Origin of the sequence: Streptomyces sp. SM11 (assembly GCF_002910905.1) — a bacterium.
Taxonomy (GTDB): domain Bacteria; phylum Actinomycetota; class Actinomycetes; order Streptomycetales; family Streptomycetaceae; genus Streptomyces.
Genome location: NZ_NEUE01000309.1, coordinates 10,783 through 28,689, shown reverse-complemented (window position 1 = coordinate 28,689; position 17,907 = coordinate 10,783). Strand labels below are relative to the sequence as shown.

Below are 17,907 nucleotides of genomic sequence, written 5' to 3'. Positions count from 1 at the left end.
AACCCTTGAAAGTTCTCTGTTGAGCGCGGTCAGTGTCTAAAGTCTGATCGGATGCTTCACAAGTTCCTTACGCACCGTCCGCATCGGAGTACCACCGCGGCACGGCCCCACTGTGACGTGCGGCAGTCCTGTTACTGGCCGGCAACGTAGCCAGCGCCGCACAAGATCATTCGAGGGAGGGGTCGGCAGCCCATGGGCGAGCAAAAACGTCAGGCCGTGCTGGGGGTCCTGATCACAGCTGCTCTGGTGCTCAGCTTCGTGGCGATGATGGCAGCGGTCGTGATGGTGTCGCTGCCCGTCTTCGCCTTCGCGGCGGCCGTCAGCTACCTGGCCGACCTGCTCCTGCACTCCGCCGAGTCCTCCACCCTGGAACGGCTGAGGGACTCACGCTTCGGGCTCACCATCCGCTTCCTGATCCGTCAGTTCCTGCTGCTCGCACTCTGCGGCACCATCATCGACCTCGACTCGTTCGTCATCCAGATGACGGCGGTGGGGCTACTGCTGCTCTTCACGCTGCAGCTCGTCTACGGGGCGATGATCAAGCGGGTCAAGTCCGAACGCGCGGCGCTGCCCTTCACCACGCGCGGGCTGGACCTCGAAGCGCTGGGCATCCGCCGCCTGCCGCACCCGTTCCTGACGACCAAGCACGTCCGCAAGATGCTGCACCTGGACGTCCCGCTGGTGGCCGGTGCGATCGGCACCGTCGCCACGGACGACTGGAAGTACGTGACCTTCGGCGGGATCGCCACGGTCTGGCTCGCCTTCCTGGCCGTGCTCGTCCTGCTGCCCGGAGCCCGGAACGCGCTGATCCTGCCCACGCCCGACGAGGCCATCGACGAGCTGAACTGGCAGCTCGGGCAGTACCGGCCGCAGGTCGCCCTGTACTTCACGTTCGCCGCCGTCTCCCGCGACTTCATGTACCAGGTGAACATGTGGCTGGAGTCGCTGGAGGAGCTGGACCTGCGCCCCATCATCGTGCTGCGCGAGCGGGCCACCCTGCGCTTCCTGGACGCCACCTCCGTACCGGTCATCTGCGTGCCCAAGGCCGAGTACCTGGCCCGCGTCGAGATGCCCGAGCTCCGCGTCACGCTCTACCCCGGCAACGCCGGAAAGAACGTGCACATGCTCCAGCGGCACGAGGTCAAGCACGTCTTCATCGGTCACGGCGACAGCGACAAGCTGGCCAGCAGCAACCGCGTCAGCAAGGTCTTCGACGAGATCTGGGTGGCCGGACGCGCCGGACGCGACCGCTACGAGCGCATCAAGCACGCGGTGACCGCCCACCAGATCGTGGAGGTCGGGCGCCCGCAGCTGATGCCCCTGCGCCGCTGGACGGGTTCGGTCGACAACGAGATACCTACCGTCATCTACGCCCCCACCTGGGAGGGCTGGACGGACGACGCCTGCTACACCTCCGTCATCCCGGCCGGCGAGCACCTCGTACGCACCCTGCTCTCGTACAAGGAGCAGCTGCGGATCATCTACAAGCCGCATCCGCTGACCGGCACCCGCTCGCCCGCGGCCGCAGCCGCACACCGGCGCATCATCACGCTCCTCCAGGAGGACAACGCCCGCCGGTTCGGACGCAAGGTCCTCGACTCGAAGACCGCGGCCCGCCGGCTGGCCCGGATCGACAAGCGCCTCGCCGCGCTCCAGGAGCGTGGCATCCGCTCCAAGTACCCGGACCTGACCGAGGCGGAGCGGACCACCCGTATCCGCAAGTTCCGCGACCAGGCGGGCACGCTCTACTGGGACTCGCTACCCGTCGACGCGCACCATGTCGTGACCGACAAGGTGCCCACGCTGTACGACTGCTTCAACCACTCCGACCTGCTCATCGGGGACATGTCGAGCGTGGTCTCGGACTTCGTGGCGACCCGCAAGCCGTACGCCATCTTCAACCTCGAAGGGCTCCCCGACGCCGAGTTCCGGAACGAGCAGCGCACCGCGTACGCCTCGTACCTCCTCGACGCCGAGTGCAACGGTCTGGAGACGGCGCTCACCGCCATGCTCTCCGTCGACCAGGACGTGATGGCCCCCTACCGGGAACAGCTCAAGGAATACCTGCTGGGACCGGACAACCCGCCGTCGACCGTCCGCTTCGCCGAGGCCGCGAACACTCTCTACCGGTCCGGGATCCGGGACTTCCCCGTCGAGCACCCGGACGACCCCGGCATCCCCGGTCAGCAACCGCGTCAGCTGGCCTGACCGCACTCGGATTCCGCACACTCCCAGTCGCCCGGACGCTCCGTGTCCGGGCCACTCGTACGCCCCTCATCCTCGACAGGAAGCAGGAACGTCTTGACCACGCGCGCCACCCGTCGCCGTACAGTCGCCGTTGTCCTCGCCGGTGGCACCGGGCAGCGCATCGGGCTCGCCATCCCGAAGCAGCTTCTGAAGATCGCGGGGAGGCCCATCCTGGAGCACACCCTGCGGGTCTTCGAGAACGCTCCGGACATCGACGACGTCATCGTTCTGATGACGCCGAGCCATGTGCCGGAGGCCGAGAAGATCGTCGCCGGGGCGGGGCTGCGCAAGGTGTCGGCGGTGCTGGCCGGGGGCGGCACCCGCAGTGAGACGACGAACATCGCGATCGCGGCGGTGTCCGGGCGGCTCGGCGCCGACCAGGACTGCAACCTGCTGTTCCACGACGCCGTGCGCCCGATGCTGTCCCAGCGTGTGGTCAAGGAATGCGTGGAGGCGCTGGAGCGCTACCGGGCCGTCGACGTGGCCATCCCGTCGTCCGACACCGTGATCGTCACCCGGACGCACGGGAACGACGGGGAGTTCATCACCGAGGTGCCCGACCGCGCCCGGCTCCGGCGGGGACAGACCCCGCAGGGTTTCTGGCTCTCCACCATCCGCGCCGCCTACGAACACGCGGCCGCGGACCCGTTCTTCCAGGCGACCGACGACTGCTCGGTCGTCGTGAAGTACCTGCCCGACGTCCCCGTCCATGTGGTGACGGGCGACGAGTACAACATGAAGGTGACCCAGCCCGTCGACGTCTTCATCGCCGACAAGCTGTTCCAGCTGGCCTCCACTGCGGCCCCTGCGCACAGCGGCGAGGAGTTCTACCGGGACCGGCTGGCGGGCCGCACCATGCTCGTCTTCGGCGGCTCGTACGGGATCGGCGGCGACATCGCCCGAACAGCGCGGGAGTACGGGGCGAACGTCTACGCGCTGGGACGCTCCACGACCGGGACCCACGTCGAGAACCCCGACCACGTGGACGAGGCCTTCGCCACCGCTTACGCCGAGACCGGCCGGATCGACTACGTGGTCAACACCGCGGGCGTGCTGCGCATCGGCAGGCTCGACCAGGCCGACAACGCCACCGTCCGCGAGGCGATGGAGGTCAACTACCTCGCGCCCGTGAACATCGCCCGTACCTCGCACAAGTACCTGGCCGAGACCTCCGGACAGCTGCTGCTCTTCACCTCCAGCAGCTACACCCGCGGCCGCGCCGAGTACAGCCTGTACTCCTCCACCAAGGCCGCCATGGTCAACCTCACCCAGGCGCTGTCGGACGAATGGGCCGAGGACGGCATCCGGGTCAACTGCGTGAACCCGGAGCGCACCGCGACCCCGATGCGCACCAAGGCGTTCGGGCAGGAGCCGGAGGGGTCCCTGCTCTCGTCGGAGGAGGTCGCGCGCAGCTCGCTCGACGTGCTTCTCTCCACGATGACGGGGCATGTGATCGACGTGCGGCGGCAGGACCCGACGTCGGCGCCCGACTCCGCCTTCGAATCCGCTCTCTCGCAGGTCCTGAACCACTCCGAGAGTCATTCCGACTGAGCCGGGCCTCATGGCCACCGATCCCGGGGGGACCTGTGAAGATCGCATTCCTGATGTACAGCGCGTACGGGCAGTCCGGTACGTCCGTCGCCACGCAGACGCTCGCCAACTCCCTCGCCGCCCGGCAGCACGAGGTCGAGCTGGTGAGCACCTTCCAGTACCACGACGTCCCGCCGCTGCGGTTCGACCCGTCCATCACCCTGCGCACCCTCGTCGACACCCGTGACGGCTCGCCGGACCTCACCCATCCGCTGCACCGGGCCGCCACCGAGCACTGCCCCGGCGCCGGGTGGAAGCCCGACGACAAGAACCGCTACAGCAGGCTCGTGGACGAGCGTGCCGCCGAGTACCTGAAGAGCGCCGATGCCGACGTCGTGATCGCGACGTCGCCGAGCACCATCGCACTCGTGGCCGCTCTGGGCACTGACGGATACGTCACGCTGGGTCAGGCGCACACGCACTACCACCACCAGAGCCGCGCCTCGCGGCAGATGCTGGACCTCGCCATCCCGCAGCTGGACGGCTTCGTCACGGTGACGTCGAGGGACGCCCAGACGCACCGGGACGCCTACGGGGCGGTCGGCACCGACTTCCACGCCGTTCCCAACGCGGTAACCAGCACGTTCATGCGGTCCGACGTACGTGAGTCGCGCATCGTCACCGCGTCGGGGCGCATGGTCGACTGGAAGCGGTTCGACCTCCTCGTCGACGCCTTCGGGCGACTGGGCACGAAGTACCCCGACTGGACCCTGCGCATCTACGGAAGCGGTGCGGAGAAGCCGAAGCTCCGCAAGCTCATCGACGACATGGGCGCGAGCGAGCGCATCCTCCTCATGGGGCACACGAAGCACCTCCGTGAGGAGCTGGCCAAGTCGGCGCTGCACACCTCGACCTCGACGGACGAGACCTTCGGACTGACGATCGTGGAGGCCATGACCTGTGGCGTCCCGGTACTCAGCACCGCCGGCCCGCACGGTCCGTCGGAGATCATCTCCGACGGTGTGGACGGGGCGCTGTCCCCCGTGGGCGACACGGAGACGTTCGCCAAGAACCTCGACTGGCTCATGGGCGACGCCGAGACCCGGGCGCAGATGGGCGCCAACGCGGTCGAGAAGGCACGCGACTACAGCAACGAGTCACAGGCCATCACCTACGAGACGTACCTCGCCAGGCTGCTCACGGCCCGCGACTACCGCCCCGAGGCACTGTGCCGGGCCACCTCCTCGGGGGACCTCGAACTCGTCGTCGACCCGACCCGGGCCGCCGGCCACCGCTTCACCGTCCTGTGCGTGAACGCGGCGGACGGCCGGCAGGCCCTGATGACGGGCCCCGCGGAGCAGACGGCCAACGGGCACTACGCGGCGATCCCCGGGCAGCTCCGGCTGGCCACCGGGACCTGGAACGTCCTCCTCCGCCGCGAGGACGACGGGGTGATGCGCCGCATCAAGATCAAGGAACTCCAGCAGTCCGCGAACTCGCTCATCTCCGGCGCGAGCTCCTCCCCGGTGCGCTTCCGGTCGTTCACGCGCTCGCCCGACGGCGGATATCTCCAGATCGTCTCCCGCGAGGTTCCCGCGCACGCGGAGGTACTCGGGATCGAGACGGCGGATTCGCATCTCAACGTGCAGATGTTCGCGCTGGGAGTCGCCGCCGCGCAGGGCGGCCCCCAGGTCGACGCCGACGGGCACGGCGCGCACGTCATCGCGCAGAGCCGGAAGAACAAGGAGTCGTTCTTCACGATCCCCTGCGCGTTCTCCAACGGCGGCGCCAGCTTCACCATCGATATCCTGCAGTACGGCGACCGGATGATCGAGCTGGACAGCATCTGGGACCTCTCCCTGAGCATCCCGGCGAATCTGACGGTCTCGGGCACCGCGCACCGGCTGCGGATCGGCCGCTTCGCCGACGACATCGTGCAGCGAAAGCCCGTGAACGTCTTCCCGCAGCGGGTGGTCGCCACACCGCAGGGCCGTTCGGTGCGTTTCCACCCGTACTACACGGACAGCAACTACCTGTCGATCGGGCTGAAGCTCCTCACCTGAGCCCTCGGTCAGGACGCTCCCGCGGGCGGGGAACACCCCGCGCGGGCGGGAGCAGAAACGTGAACGGCGGGAGCGCCCCCGAGGGGACGGTGCTCCCGCCGTCGCCGTCACACCCGTACGGACGGCTCCAGGGCGAGACCGGGCTCGCGCCTCTGACGGGCGACGTGCAGGGCGCCGTCCTCGCCGATCAGGGCCAGCACCACCCGCCCGTACACGTCGTGGGCGAGCGCCGGACCGCCCGCGCAGTTCTCGCCGGTGGGCGACCACCACACGCCGCCGCCCTCGTTCTCCGTACCGCAGGCCGCCAGCATGACCTGGCCGTCGTGGCCCCGGTGGGCGAGCACCGTGCAGTCGTAGCCGTCGAGCACGGCGCGCAGGGCTGCGACCGGGACGTTCGAGGCCGCACCGCCCAGGGAGATGGCCCAGGTGCCCGGGCGGTACGCCACTACGCCGCCCGTGCCCTCGTCCGCCCAGTAGAACGTCATCCGTTCCGGCGCGGTCTCCAGTGCGACGGCGCTTCCTGCGGCATGGCCGAACGGAATGTCCTGGTCGCGTTGGAAGGCGCCCTCGGGCTCGCTCTGGGTCCAGCGCACCGTCAGACCGTCCCCGGGGGCGACCACCTCCACGCGACCGGTCGAGGTGGCGGCCACGGCAGCTCCGTCCCGGATCCGTCCGGTCTTCAGGTCCTGCCATCCCTGCCAGCTGCCGCCCGCGGTCTCGCGCCGCATGACGAGACTTCCGTTCGCGTTCCGCACGAAGACGTGGAGCGCGCCGGACCGGCCCACCGCGGCCGACGGTATGCCGATGCGCGCCGCCTTCTCGGGTTCCTTGTGCTGGTTCCCGAGCGACCGCCATCCGGTGAGGGGGCGGCCGGACTGGAACTGGGTGGCGCTCACCAGGTCGACGGCCTGGCCGTGGTCCCCCTCGACGGCTCGGCGGCCGACGAAGCGCACGAAACCGTCGGCGCCCTGGGCCACGGACAGGTGCGTCAGATGCGGAGCCGGAATGAGCACCGGGCCGGTCCACCGGGGGCCGCCGGGTGACTCCTCCGTCCAGCGCAGCAGTCCCTGTGCGGCCACCGCGTAAGCAGTGAGCCTGCCGTCCTTGCCCAGGACCAGCCACCGGCCACCTGCGGTGGAACGAACGCGGAGAGGCGCGGGGGCGTCGCTCCGCACAAGGGCGTCGTGGTCCTCGGCACCCGGGTGCGGGACCCCTCTCCGGGCAGCGCGCTTGGATCTGACCGGCATGGCGTGAGGTCGTCCTTCCCAGAAGTTCCTCGGCCCCGCCCCGGGCAACGCGTCGGCGTTCTGGACGGGCGGCAGACCGATAGCACCCATCATAGAATCCCTGTCCGGGCCGTCGTGCAGCGCTCCCCGGCACGACGAGGTGGCGGAGGAATTCACCGCCACATCGCGCCACGGGCGGCCCTCATGTACGAGAGCCGAAGAGCGCGTGAAGAATTACACAACATTCGAAAATCTGTCTATAGTGCACGCTCAGCTCCCCCACGCGCGTGGACCGGCCCCACCCGAGTCCCCCACTCCACACCGCCCGACCGGGCCAAGAGAACAAGGGACTCCTGCAGGATGAGCAACGACGTCATGCCTTCGGGCCCGCGCACATCCCGACGCGCCGCCAAACCCCGCAAGCGCCGCCGCGGCCTCAAGATCACGCTCGGTGTCCTGCTCGTCCTGCTGCTCGCCGGCGGCGGCACCGTCTACTGGCTCTACAGCCAGCTCGACGGGAACATCAAGGCCGTCGACATCAACAAGGCGCTCGGTGAGGACCGCCCGGAGAAGCTTCCCACCAGCGGGCAGAACCTGCTGGTCCTCGGCTCGGACTCGCGTGCCGGGGCGGAGAACAAGGAGCTGGGCGGCGGCGGGGCCGTCGGCGGCGCCCGCTCCGACACCGCGATGGTGGTGCACATACCGGAGGGCCGGTCGAAGGCCGTCGCCGTCTCCATCCCGCGCGACACCCTGGTGACCCGGCCCGAGTGCGTCAGGGACGACGGATCCACCGTGTCGGCCAAGGAACGCGTCATGTTCAACTCCGTCTACTCGCAGGTCGGTCAGACCTGTGTGGTGAAGACGGTGGAGAAGATGTCCGGCGTCCGCATCGACCACTACCTCGAGATCGACTTCGCGGGGTTCAAGGACCTGGTCGACGCCATCGGCGGGGTCACCGTCGACGTACCGCAGGACATCGACGACAAGGCCTCCGGGCTGAGTCTCACCGCGGGCCCGCAGAAGCTGAACGGCACCGAGTCCCTGGCGTACGTCCGGACCCGGCACGGTATCGGCGACGGCAGCGACCTCGGCCGCATCGGGCTCCAGCAGCAGTTCCTGATGGCCCTGCTGAGCGAGGTCAAGTCGCAGGACCTGCTGGGCAGTCCGGCGAACTCGTACAAGATCGCCAAATCGGCCACCAAGTCGCTCACCACGGACTCGGGACTCGCCTCGCTCACCTCGCTGGCGGAGTTCGCCCGCTCGATGAACGGCGTCGACCCGGCCTCGATGGAGACGATCATGCTGCCGGTGGAGTACGACAAGATCGACGACAACCGGGTGATCGCGGCCCAGCCGCAGGCGGATCAGCTGTGGAAGGCGATCCGCGAGGACACCACGATCCCCGAGGAAGCGAAGAAGTCCCCCGCCACCGCGGGCTGACGCCCCGTAGTGCCCCGCTCCCCGTGACACCCTGCCGGAATGAGCGACGACGATACGACGCTGGTGATCGTGGACGCCGCCAATGTGGTCGGTTCCGTGCCCGACGGGTGGTGGCGGGACCGGCGCGGGGCGGCGACCCGGCTGCGGGACTCGTTGGTCCCGTACGCGGCGGCCGGGCTGCCGGGGCTGCCCGGCCCCGTCGAGCTGGTGCTCGTCGTCGAAGGGGCCGCCCGGGGCGTCGCGTCCGTGGCCGGAGTCCGGGTCGACCCGGCCCCCGGCAGTGGCGACGACCTGATCGCCGAACTGGCGGCCGGGGCCTCCGCGGACCGGGACTGCGTCGTCGTCACCGCCGACCGCGGACTGCGGCAGCGGGTCGAGGCGCACGGGGCCCGGTGCGTCGGACCCCGTACGGTACGGCCGCTGCCGGCCCCCGGGGACGAGGATCGCCAGGGAGTGTCCGACAATTCCCGTCGTCGCCCGTAGGACGGCCGTGCGGCGTCGGGTGCGTGCTCACGGCGTGCCGGCCCCAGGCCCTCGTACTGGACGTACTTGGCTCCGGGGTCGGTGCGGCGAGAGCGCGTGCATGGCGTCGTGAGGCGGACGGGAATGGTCAGACACCCCTTAGCGCCCCAGCCCGGCCATGCGGCTGTGGGAGCGCCCGTACACGAAGTAGATGATCACACCGAGGGTCATCCAGGCGCCGAACCGCACCCAGGTCTCCACGGGCAGGTTGAGCATCAGCCAGACCGAGGCGGCCACCGAGACGATCGGGAGCACCGGCACCCACGGGGTACGGAACGCTCGGGGCAGGTCCGGCCGGGTGCGGCGCAGACCCAGGACGCCGAGGGCGACGATGACGAACGCGAAGAGCGTGCCGATGTTCACCAGGGTGGCCAGCTCCTCGATGCTCGTGAACCCGGCGATGACCGCGATCAGCACGCCGAGCAGGATCGTCGGGCGGTAGGGGGTGCGGAAGCGCGGGTGCGTCCTGGAGAAGAAGCGCGGGAGCAGGCCGTCGCGGCTCATCGCGAAGAAGACCCGGGTCTGGCCGAGCAGCAGGATCATGCAGACCGTGGTGAGGCCGACCGCCGCGCCGAAGCTGATGAGACCGGCGTAGAAGGGGTGCCCGGTGGCCTTGAAGGCATCGGCGAGCGGGGCGCTGACGGAGAGTTCGCTGTAGTGCTGCATGCCGGTGACCACGATCGAGACCGCCACGTAGAGCACCGTGCAAATGATGAGCGAGCCGAGGATACCGCGCGGCATGTCGCGCTGGGGCAGCTTGGTCTCCTCGGCGGCGGTGGCCACCACGTCGAAGCCGAGGAACGCGAAGAAGACGATGGAAGCGGCCGTGAAGATGCCCATGATGCCGAAATTGGTGGGTTCGTAGCCGAAGATCAGCTGCACGAGCGGGGCGTCCCAGCCCGAACCGGCGGGCTGCTGCTCGGCCGGGGGGATGAAGGGCTCGTAGTTCTCGGCCTTGATGAAGAACAGGCCCGCGATGATCACCATGAGGACCACGCCGACCTTGATCGCCACCACGACCGAGGTGACCCGGGCGGACAGCTTCATGCCGACGACCAGGACGACGGTCAGCACCAGCACCAGGGCGAAGGCCAGGAGGTCGAAGCCGAACCCTTCCGCCACGTCCGGTCCCGAGAGCGCGTCGGGCATCGTCCAGTCGACGTTCTCCATCAGTGAGCGGACGTAGCCGGACCAGCCGACCGCGACCACCGCGGTGCCCAGCGCGAACTCCAGCACCAGGTCCCAGCCGATGATCCAGGCGACCAGTTCGCCCAGTGACGTGTACGCGAAGGTGTACGCGGAGCCCGCCACCGGGACGGTGGAGGCGAACTCGGCGTAGCAGAGTGCGGCCAGCGCGCACACGACGCCCGCCGCGACGAACGCGAGGGCGGTCGCGGGTCCCGCCGTCTCCTTGGCGACCTTGCCCGTGAGGACGAAGATGCCGGTACCGATGATGACGCCCACGCCGAAGACCGTGAGGTCCACGGCGGAGAGGGACTTCTTGAGCGCGTGCTCGGGTTCCTCGGTGTCAAGGATCGACTGCTCGACGGACTTGGTGCGGAACATGCCCTTTCCGTGGGGTGGTGTGACCTGCGCGCTCCCTGCGTTACCTCCACGCATTCGTTGTGAACGCCATGGTCGGGACCGGGTAGGGCGCGGGAACGCGCCATCCGGCCCGTTTCACGCGAACGGGCCGGGAGAACCACCCGCAGGGGCGGTTCTCCCGGCCCGTCGGCCGTACGGAGAGATGTTCGCGGGTCAGTCGCGGGCGGCCTCGACCGCACGGCTCTCGAAGCGGCCGTCGAGCTTGGCGACCAGGCCGGTGACCTGCCGGGCGATGTCCGGCGCGGTCAGTCCGATCTCGGCCATGACCTCGCCGCGTGAGGCGTGGTCGAGGAAGACCGGCGGGATGCCGAAGTCGCGCAGCGGCACGTCGACCCCGGCGTCGCGCAGGGCCTGGGCGACGGCCGAGCCGACACCTCCGGCGCGGCTGTTGTCCTCGACCGTGACGACGACGCGGTGGCGCTCGGCGAGCGGGGCGAGCGCCTCGTCGACGGGCTTGACCCAGCGGGGGTCGACGACCGTGCTGGAGATGCCCTGGGCGTCCAGCAGGTCGGCGATCTCCAGGCACATCGGGGCGAGCGCGCCGACGGAGACGACCAGGACGTCCGGGCGGACGGCCTTCGGCTCGCGCAGGATGTCCATACCGCCGGCCTTGCCGACCGCCTTGACGGCGGGTCCGACCGCACCCTTGGAGAAGCGGACCACGGTGGGCGCGTCGTCGACGGCGACGGCCTCGCGCAGCTGGGCGCGGACCTGGTCGGCGTCGCGTGGGGCGGCGATCCGGAGCGTGGGCACGCACTGGAGGATCGACATGTCCCACATGCCGTTGTGCGAGGCGCCGTCCGTGCCGGTGATGCCAGCCCGGTCCAGGACGAAGGTGACGCCGCACTTGTGCAGGGCGACGTCCATCAGGACCTGGTCGAAGGCGCGGTTGAGGAAGGTGGCGTAGACCGCGAAGACCGGGTGGAGGCCGCCGGTGGCCAGGCCGGCCGCGGAGACCGCGCCGTGCTGCTCGGCGATGCCGACGTCGTAGATCCGGTCCGGGAAGGCGGCCTCGAACTTGCCGAGGCCGACGGGCTGGAGCATGGCCGCGGTGATCGCGACGATGTCCTCGCGCTCCTGGCCGAGCTTGAGCATCTCCTCGCCGAAGACCGAGGTCCAGTCGAGGCCGGACGTGGAGATCGGCAGGCCGGTGTCCGGGTGGATCTTGCCCACCGCGTGGAAGCGGTCGGCCTCGTCCTGGAGGGCGGGGGTGTAGCCGCGGCCCTTCTCGGTGAGGCAGTGCACGATGACCGGGCCGCCGAAGCGCTTGGCGCGCTGGAGCGCGGATTCCAGGGCCTCGATGTCGTGGCCGTCGATCGGGCCGACGTACTTCAGGCCGAGGTCCTCGAACATGCCCTGCGGGGCGATGAAGTCCTTGAGGCCCTTCTTCGCGCCGTGCAGGGTCTCGTACAGCGGACGGCCGACGACGGGCGTGCGCTCCAGGATGTCCTTGCCGCGGGCCAGGAACCGCTCGTAACCGTCGGTCGTACGGAGCGTGGCGAGGTGGTTGGCCAGGCCGCCGATCGTCGGGGCGTAGGAGCGCTCGTTGTCGTTGACGACGATGACGAGCGGGCGGTCCTTGGCGGCGGCGATGTTGTTCAGCGCCTCCCAGGCCATACCGCCGGTGAGCGCGCCGTCGCCGATGACCGCGACGACGTGGTCGTCCTTCTTCAGGACCTCGTTCGCCTTGGCGAGGCCGTCGGCCCAGCCGAGCACCCCGGAGGCGTGGCTGTTCTCGATGATGTCGTGCTCGGACTCGGCCCGGGAGGGGTAGCCGGAGAGGCCGCCCTTGCTCTTGAGCCGGGAGAAGTCCTGGCGGCCGGTGAGCAGCTTGTGGACGTAAGCCTGGTGGCCGGTGTCCCACAGCACCTTGTCGCTGGGCGACTCGAAGACCCGGTGCAGGGCGATGGTGAGCTCGACGACGCCCAGGTTGGGGCCGAGGTGTCCACCGGTCTTGGACACCGCGTCCACGAGGAAGGTGCGGATCTCCTCCGCGAGCTGCTCCAGCTCACCGAGGCTGAGCCGGTCCAGGTCGCGCGGTCCCTTGATGCGGGTCAGCAGATCCACCCGTGCCTCCTTGCGTTTGAGCTGATCGAGCGTGCCGATCCGATGAGTCTAATGTTCCGCTCGCGGCGGCGGGCAGCGGGCGGTCTTGTTCGCACAGGGAACGCCGGACACGCGCAGGTGCCCGGCACCCCTGGGGGCACCGGGCACCTGCGCGGTTCCGCGGTCAGGCGCGGCCTGCGGTCTTCTGGGTCTTACGGGTGACGGAGTCGATGACGACCGTGGCGAGGAGCACGGCGCCCGTGACCATGTACTGGATGGGCGTGGCGATGCCTTCCAGCGACAGTCCGTACTGGATGGAGACGATCACCATGACGCCGAGCAGGGCGTTCCAGGTGCGGCCGCGGCCGCCGAAGAGGCTGGTGCCGCCGATGACGGCCGCCGCGATGACGTTCATCAGAAGGTCGCCGGTGCCGGAGCCCTGGTTGGCCGCCGCGATCTTGGAGGCCCAGAACAGGCCGCCGATCGCCGCGAAGGTCCCCGCGATGGAGAAGACGGAGACGCGGATCGCGGTGACGTTGATACCGGCACGCCGGGAGGCCTCGACGCTGCCGCCGAGCGCGAAGATCTTCCGCCCGTAGGCCGTGCGACGGAGCAGGAAGTCCGTGCCGACCAGGACGATCAGGAAGAGGACCAGGGCGAGCGGCAGGCCGCGGTACTGGTTGAACATGTACGCGGCGGCGAAGCCGAACACGGCGATGACCGCGGTGCGCACGACGATGTCGGCGAGCGGGCGGGCCGGGATGCCGGCCGCCTCGCGGCGGCGGGAGTCCAGGAAGGCCGCGGCGAAGTAGCCGACGACCGCGATGGCGGCGAGCCCGTAGGCGGCGGCCACGTCGGTGAAGTAGTACGTGGTCAGCTTGCCGACCACCCCGTCGCCGTCCAGGTTGATCGTGCCGGAGTCGCCGAGCAGCTGGAGCATGAAGCCGAGCCAGAACAGCAGGCCGGCCAGGGTGACGGCGAAGGCGGGCGCCCCGATCCGGGCGAAGAAGAAGCCGTGGATCGCGCCCATCACCGCGCCGCTGACGATGGCGACGAGGATCGCCAGCCATTCGTTCATGCCCTGGGTGACGCTGAGCACCGCGACGAGGGCGCCGGAGACACCGGAGACGGAGCCGACCGAGAGGTCGATCTCGCCGAGCATCAGGACGAAGATGATGCCCACGGCCATCATGCCGGTGGCGACCATCGTGGTGGCGATGTCGCTGATGTTCTTCGCGGAGAGGAACTCGGAGTTCATGCTCTGGAAGACGATGGCGATGATCGCGAGTCCGACGATCACCGGTATCGAGCCCAGGTCGCCGCCGCTGATCTTGCGCTTGAACTCGGTGACGTAGCCGGCGAGTCCCTGCTCGCGGATGAGCAGGCGCGGGTCGACGACCGTGTCGGCGCCCTCGGCCGCGTCCGGATTGCCGGCCGGCGGCGCGTCCGTCGGGGCATCGGCCTTGTCCAGCGAGGTGCCGGTCTTGTCCACCGGGTCGGTGGTCTCGTCGGTGGTCACTTGGAAACCTCCGCGTTGCGCGCCGCTCGTCGGGTCACGGCGTTGTCCGTGGCGCCCGTGATGGCGGAGATGATCTCTTCCTGGGAGGTGGTCTTCACATCGAAGACACCGTTGTTCCGGCCCAGCCGGAGCACGGCGACCTTGTCGGCGACGGCCTTCACATCGGCCATGTTGTGGCTGATGAGGACGACCGCGTGGCCGCGCTCGCGCAGCCGCTCGACGAGGTCGAGGACCTGGGCGGTCTGCTCGACGCCGAGGGCGGCGGTCGGCTCGTCGAGGATGACGAGGCGGGGCTCACCGAGCATCGACCGGGCGATGGCCACGGTCTGACGCTGGCCACCGGAGAGCGAGGCGATCGGGATGCGGACGCTCGGGATCCGGATGGAGAGCGTGGACAGCAGCTCGCGGGAGCGGCGCTCCATCTCGACCTCGTCCAGGATGCCGAACCTGCGCAGCTCCCGGCCGAGATAGAGGTTGCCGACGACATCGATGTTGTCGCACAGCGCGAGGTCCTGATAGACGGTCGCGACGCCGAGGTTCTGGGCGTCGTGCGGCTTGTCGATCCGCACGGCCCTGCCCTCCCACTCGATGACACCGTCATCGATGGGGTGCACTCCGGCGATCGTCTTGACCAGCGTTGATTTACCGGCGCCGTTGTCGCCCACCAGGGCGACCACCTCGCCGGCGTGGACCTCAAGCTCTACATCGGTGAGTACCTGGACGGCACCGAAGCGCTTGGAGACCCCTCGCAACGCCAACACGGGCGTAGCGGACACATGAACCATCTCCTTCGCCGCCTGACCGGCGGGGATGCCGCACCCGGGGGAAGGCGCGGCGGTGTCGAGCAAAGAGAACAGATGAGGTGTGAGCGTTCCGTCCGGCGCCCCGCCCGGTAGCGGGACGGTTGGTGTGCGGGGCGCCGGACAGGCTTCGTGGCGCGTGCGGGCCGGTGTACGGCGGTCGCGTGCGCGGTCGGTGGGGCCGTTTCGGCCTTCGCGGGGGCGCGGTGGGCGTTACGGCGGGCGGGACCCGGCGGCTCGGGGGCGGGCCGGGTCCCAAGGGCCTACTTCAGACCGATCTTGTCGCAGTCGGCCTTGTACTTGTCCGTGCAGATCTCGTCCAGCGTCCAGATGCCGTCCTTGATGACGGTGTCCTTGATGTTGTCCTTGGTCAGCGAGATGACCGGGACGAGCACCGTCGGGATGTCCTTCTGGCTGGCGTTGTCGACCTTGGAGGTGGCGATGGAGTCGAGCTTCTCGCCCTTGGCGAGGGCGACGGCCATCTCGGCGGCGACGACGCCTTCCGCGGGGTAGGACTTGTAGACGCTCATGAACTGCTCACCGGTGACGATGCGCTGCACGCCCGCCAGTTCGGCGTCCTGGCCGGTGACCGGGGGGAGCTTCGGCAGACCGGCGGCCTTGAGAGCGGTGATGATGCCGCCGGCCATGCCGTCGTTGGCGGAGTAGACGCCGTCGATCTTGTCCTTGCCGAGTGCGGTGATCGCCGCTTCCATGTTGGCGTTGGCGTTCTCCGGCTTCCACTCCTTGGTGTCGTACTCCTTGCCGTACTTCACCTTGCCGTCGAGGACCGACTTGGCGCCCTTCTTGAAGAGCTTGGCGTTCGGGTCGGTGATCGCGCCGTTCATCATCACGATCGTGCCGCCGTCGGCCTTGTCGCCCAGGGCCTCCAGCAGGGCGGTGCCCTGGGCCCGGCCGACCTCTTCGTTGTCGAAGGAGGTGTAGGCGTCGATGGGACCCTCGGCGAGGCGGTCGAACGCGACGACCGGAATGCCCTCGTCCTTGGCCTTCTTGACGCTGTTCGCGATCGCCTTGGCGTCCACCGCGCCGACGATGAGCGCGTCGACCTTGTTGGTGATCATGGTGTCGACCTGCTGCGACTGGGTGGTCGCGTCCTGCTTGGCGTTGGCGTAGACGACCTCCGCCTTGCCGCCGGTGAGCTCGCTGATCTTCTTCTCGATGATCGGCCGGTCGAACTTCTCGTAACGGGCCGTCTGGTTCTCGGGGAGGAGCAGACCTATCTTCAGGTCGTCGCCCTTCTTCTCCGAGCCCTGTTCGGCCTTGTCGCCGGACTCCTTGGCGCTCCCGCAAGCGGCCAGCGAGATCGCCATCGTGGTGGCGGCAACGGCAACGGCGGCACGACGCATACGCGTGTTCATTCTCGAACCTCCCTGACGAGGCCGCGACGTTGCGGCCGAGGTGGCTGGAAGTCAACTCGGCCCCAGCGTCAGCGTCAAGGAGTAAATCCTTAACGAGATGACAACGGTGCCATTCGTTATCTAAGTGAAGGCAGGAGTCGCCGCGGGGAGGGTGCTCTCCAAAAGGGTTGAATCCCCCATCTCGCTGAGCACCAGGGCGAGTGCGCCCAGTACCTCGGCGCGCCCGCCGAGCGCGCCGGGCAGCACCGAGAGCTGCCGGGCGGCGCTGGGGATCGCGTAACGCGACACGGAGTCCCGTATGGGTCCCAGGACCAGCTCCCCGGCCTCCGCCAGCGAGCCGCCGAGCACGACGCGGCTGGGGTTGAGCAGGTTGCACAGGTTGGCCACGCCGCTGCCTATGTGGCGGCCCACGTCACCGATCACCCGGCGGCAGCCCGGATCGCCCTCCCGGGCCAGCTGGACCACCCGCTCCATGGTGAGCCCGGGGCCGTGGCTGGGCTGGAGCAGGGGCAGGACGTAGCGGGCGGCGGTGAAGGTCTCCAGGCAGCCGCGGTTGCCGCAGCGGCAGACCGGGCCCGACTCGTCGAGCGTGATGTGCCCGATCTCGCCGGCCGTACCGCCCGGACCGCGGTAGATGGTCCCGTCGATCACCAGACCGGCGCCGACGCCGCTGGCCACCTTGATGTACGCGAGGTCCTTGACACCCCTCCCGCTCCCCCAGACCAGCTCGCCGAGCGCCCCGAGATTGGCGTCGTTGTCGACGTACACGGGCACGCCGAGGCGGCCGGAGAGCTCCTCGCTGGGGTTGATGCCCGTCCAGCCCGGCAGGATCGAGGTGGAGCCCAGCGTGCCGGACTCGACATCGATGGGGCCCGGCACGCCCAGCCCGATGCCGATCACCTTGTCCGGGCCGATCCCGGTGGCCTCGATCAGCCGCTTGACCAGCACTTCCGCCCGGTCGAAGCCCTCGGCCGACGAGGCGTCGACGTCCAGCGGCTCGGCCTCCTCGGCGAGCACCTGGTGGGCGAGGTTGCCGACGGCGACACGCAGATGCGTATGGCCGAAGTCGACGCCGATGACGATCCCCGCGTCACCGCTGAGCGAGACGCTGCGGGCCCGCCGGCCGCCCGCCGAGGTGGGGGTGACCTCGACCGTCCCGCCGTCCTTCAGCTCCCGAACGATATTGGAGACCGTGGCCGCGGAGAGCCCGGTGCTCCGGGCGATCTCCGCCTGGGTGAGCGATCCCGCCATCCGTACGGCGCGTACGACCCGCTCCAGATTGGCCCTGTGCAGCGATGTCTGCGACCCGGGAGTCTCCATCGACTCATCCACTCCTGCCCTTGGCGGGCGGTCCTGAAGACCGCCCCGGCCGGGGCCGCAGCGATGAGACCCCGGCTTCCTCCAACATGTGAACTCTAAGCTGACCGTTTGGGGGTGCCTCCCGTCAAGACCTGAGCAGGCAGGGGCTCATCCGCGCGGAAACGGCCCGGCTTGGCCATCGGCAGCATGACCTGGAAGAACGTACGGGTGTGC

Annotated in this window: 12 protein-coding genes; 5 read left to right on the top strand and 7 right to left on the bottom strand. The window is 69.3% G+C overall.

What is annotated here, in order from left to right; all coding sequences use genetic code 11:
• The first annotated feature begins 192 nt into the window (after positions 1-192).
• The 3 genes from B9S58_RS36630 (at position 193) to B9S58_RS36620 (ending at position 5,840) form a co-directional block, all read left to right on the top strand.
• A complete protein-coding gene (locus tag B9S58_RS36630) occupies positions 193-2,208 on the top strand; it encodes a hypothetical protein (protein WP_103536147.1) in 2,016 nt (671 codons plus the stop codon).
• Positions 2,209-2,301: 93 nt separating this feature from the next.
• On the top strand, positions 2,302-3,798 hold the full coding sequence (locus tag B9S58_RS36625) for a bifunctional cytidylyltransferase/SDR family oxidoreductase (protein WP_103536146.1): 1,497 nt from the start codon (positions 2,302-2,304) through the stop codon (positions 3,796-3,798).
• A gap of 35 nt (positions 3,799-3,833) precedes the next feature.
• A complete protein-coding gene (locus B9S58_RS36620) occupies positions 3,834-5,840 on the top strand; it encodes a glycosyltransferase (protein ID WP_103536145.1) in 2,007 nt (668 codons plus the stop codon).
• A gap of 107 nt (positions 5,841-5,947) precedes the next feature.
• On the opposite strand, the gene B9S58_RS36615 is transcribed toward B9S58_RS36620, so the two are convergent.
• The gene (locus B9S58_RS36615) at positions 5,948-7,087 is read right to left on the bottom strand and encodes a hypothetical protein (RefSeq protein WP_374935743.1); all 1,140 of its coding nucleotides are present in this window, start codon (positions 7,085-7,087) and stop codon (positions 5,948-5,950) included.
• A gap of 339 nt (positions 7,088-7,426) precedes the next feature.
• Here B9S58_RS36615 and B9S58_RS36610 point away from each other — a divergent pair, with 339 nt between their 5' ends.
• On the top strand, positions 7,427-8,506 hold the full coding sequence (locus B9S58_RS36610; RefSeq protein ID WP_103536144.1) for an LCP family protein: 1,080 nt from the start codon (positions 7,427-7,429) through the stop codon (positions 8,504-8,506).
• Between the two features lie 39 nt (positions 8,507-8,545).
• Positions 8,546-8,989, top strand: a complete 444-nt coding sequence (locus tag B9S58_RS36605; protein WP_103536143.1) for an NTP pyrophosphohydrolase — start codon at positions 8,546-8,548, stop codon at positions 8,987-8,989.
• A 138-nt stretch (positions 8,990-9,127) separates the two neighbouring features.
• Here the strand turns inward: B9S58_RS36605 and B9S58_RS36595 are convergent, their stop codons facing one another.
• The 6 genes from B9S58_RS36595 to B9S58_RS36570 form a co-directional block, all read right to left on the bottom strand.
• Complete coding sequence (locus B9S58_RS36595; protein ID WP_103536142.1) at positions 9,128-10,594, bottom strand: amino acid permease; 1,467 nt, start codon at positions 10,592-10,594, stop codon at positions 9,128-9,130.
• A 192-nt stretch (positions 10,595-10,786) separates the two neighbouring features.
• Entirely contained in the window at positions 10,787-12,700 is a 1,914-nt protein-coding gene (dxs, locus tag B9S58_RS36590) for a 1-deoxy-D-xylulose-5-phosphate synthase (RefSeq protein WP_103536141.1), read from the bottom strand.
• 163 nt (positions 12,701-12,863) lie between these two features.
• Positions 12,864-14,198 carry a sugar ABC transporter permease gene (locus tag B9S58_RS36585; protein ID WP_258045249.1) on the bottom strand — a complete coding sequence of 445 codons (1,335 nt, stop codon included), beginning with the start codon at positions 14,196-14,198 and terminating at the stop codon, positions 12,864-12,866.
• A complete protein-coding gene (locus B9S58_RS36580; protein ID WP_103536186.1) occupies positions 14,195-14,983 on the bottom strand; it encodes an ATP-binding cassette domain-containing protein in 789 nt (262 codons plus the stop codon). Before B9S58_RS36580 ends, B9S58_RS36585 begins: the two co-directional genes overlap by 4 nt.
• A 278-nt stretch (positions 14,984-15,261) precedes the next feature.
• Complete coding sequence (locus B9S58_RS36575) at positions 15,262-16,374, bottom strand: sugar ABC transporter substrate-binding protein (RefSeq protein ID WP_103536140.1); 1,113 nt, start codon at positions 16,372-16,374, stop codon at positions 15,262-15,264.
• 120 nt (positions 16,375-16,494) lie between these two features.
• On the bottom strand, positions 16,495-17,694 hold the full coding sequence (locus B9S58_RS36570; protein ID WP_103536139.1) for an ROK family transcriptional regulator: 1,200 nt from the start codon (positions 17,692-17,694) through the stop codon (positions 16,495-16,497).
• Positions 17,695-17,907 lie beyond the last annotated feature (213 nt).

Excerpts from the sequence above, each read along its gene's own strand:
- B9S58_RS36610 (WP_103536144.1), top strand. The coding sequence starts at position 7,427 with ATGAGCAACGACGTCATGCCTTCGGGCCCGCGCACATCCCGACGCGCC.
- B9S58_RS36575 (WP_103536140.1), bottom strand. The coding sequence starts at position 16,374 with ATGAACACGCGTATGCGTCGTGCCGCCGTTGCCGTTGCCGCCACCACG.
- B9S58_RS36595 (WP_103536142.1), bottom strand. The coding sequence starts at position 10,594 with ATGTTCCGCACCAAGTCCGTCGAGCAGTCGATCCTTGACACCGAGGAA.
- B9S58_RS36615 (WP_374935743.1), bottom strand. The coding sequence starts at position 7,087 with ATGCCGGTCAGATCCAAGCGCGCTGCCCGGAGAGGGGTCCCGCACCCG.
- B9S58_RS36605 (WP_103536143.1), top strand. The coding sequence starts at position 8,546 with ATGAGCGACGACGATACGACGCTGGTGATCGTGGACGCCGCCAATGTG.
- B9S58_RS36570 (WP_103536139.1), bottom strand. The coding sequence starts at position 17,694 with ATGGAGACTCCCGGGTCGCAGACATCGCTGCACAGGGCCAATCTGGAG.
- B9S58_RS36630 (WP_103536147.1), top strand. The coding sequence starts at position 193 with ATGGGCGAGCAAAAACGTCAGGCCGTGCTGGGGGTCCTGATCACAGCT.
- B9S58_RS36580 (WP_103536186.1), bottom strand. The coding sequence starts at position 14,983 with ATGGTTCATGTGTCCGCTACGCCCGTGTTGGCGTTGCGAGGGGTCTCC.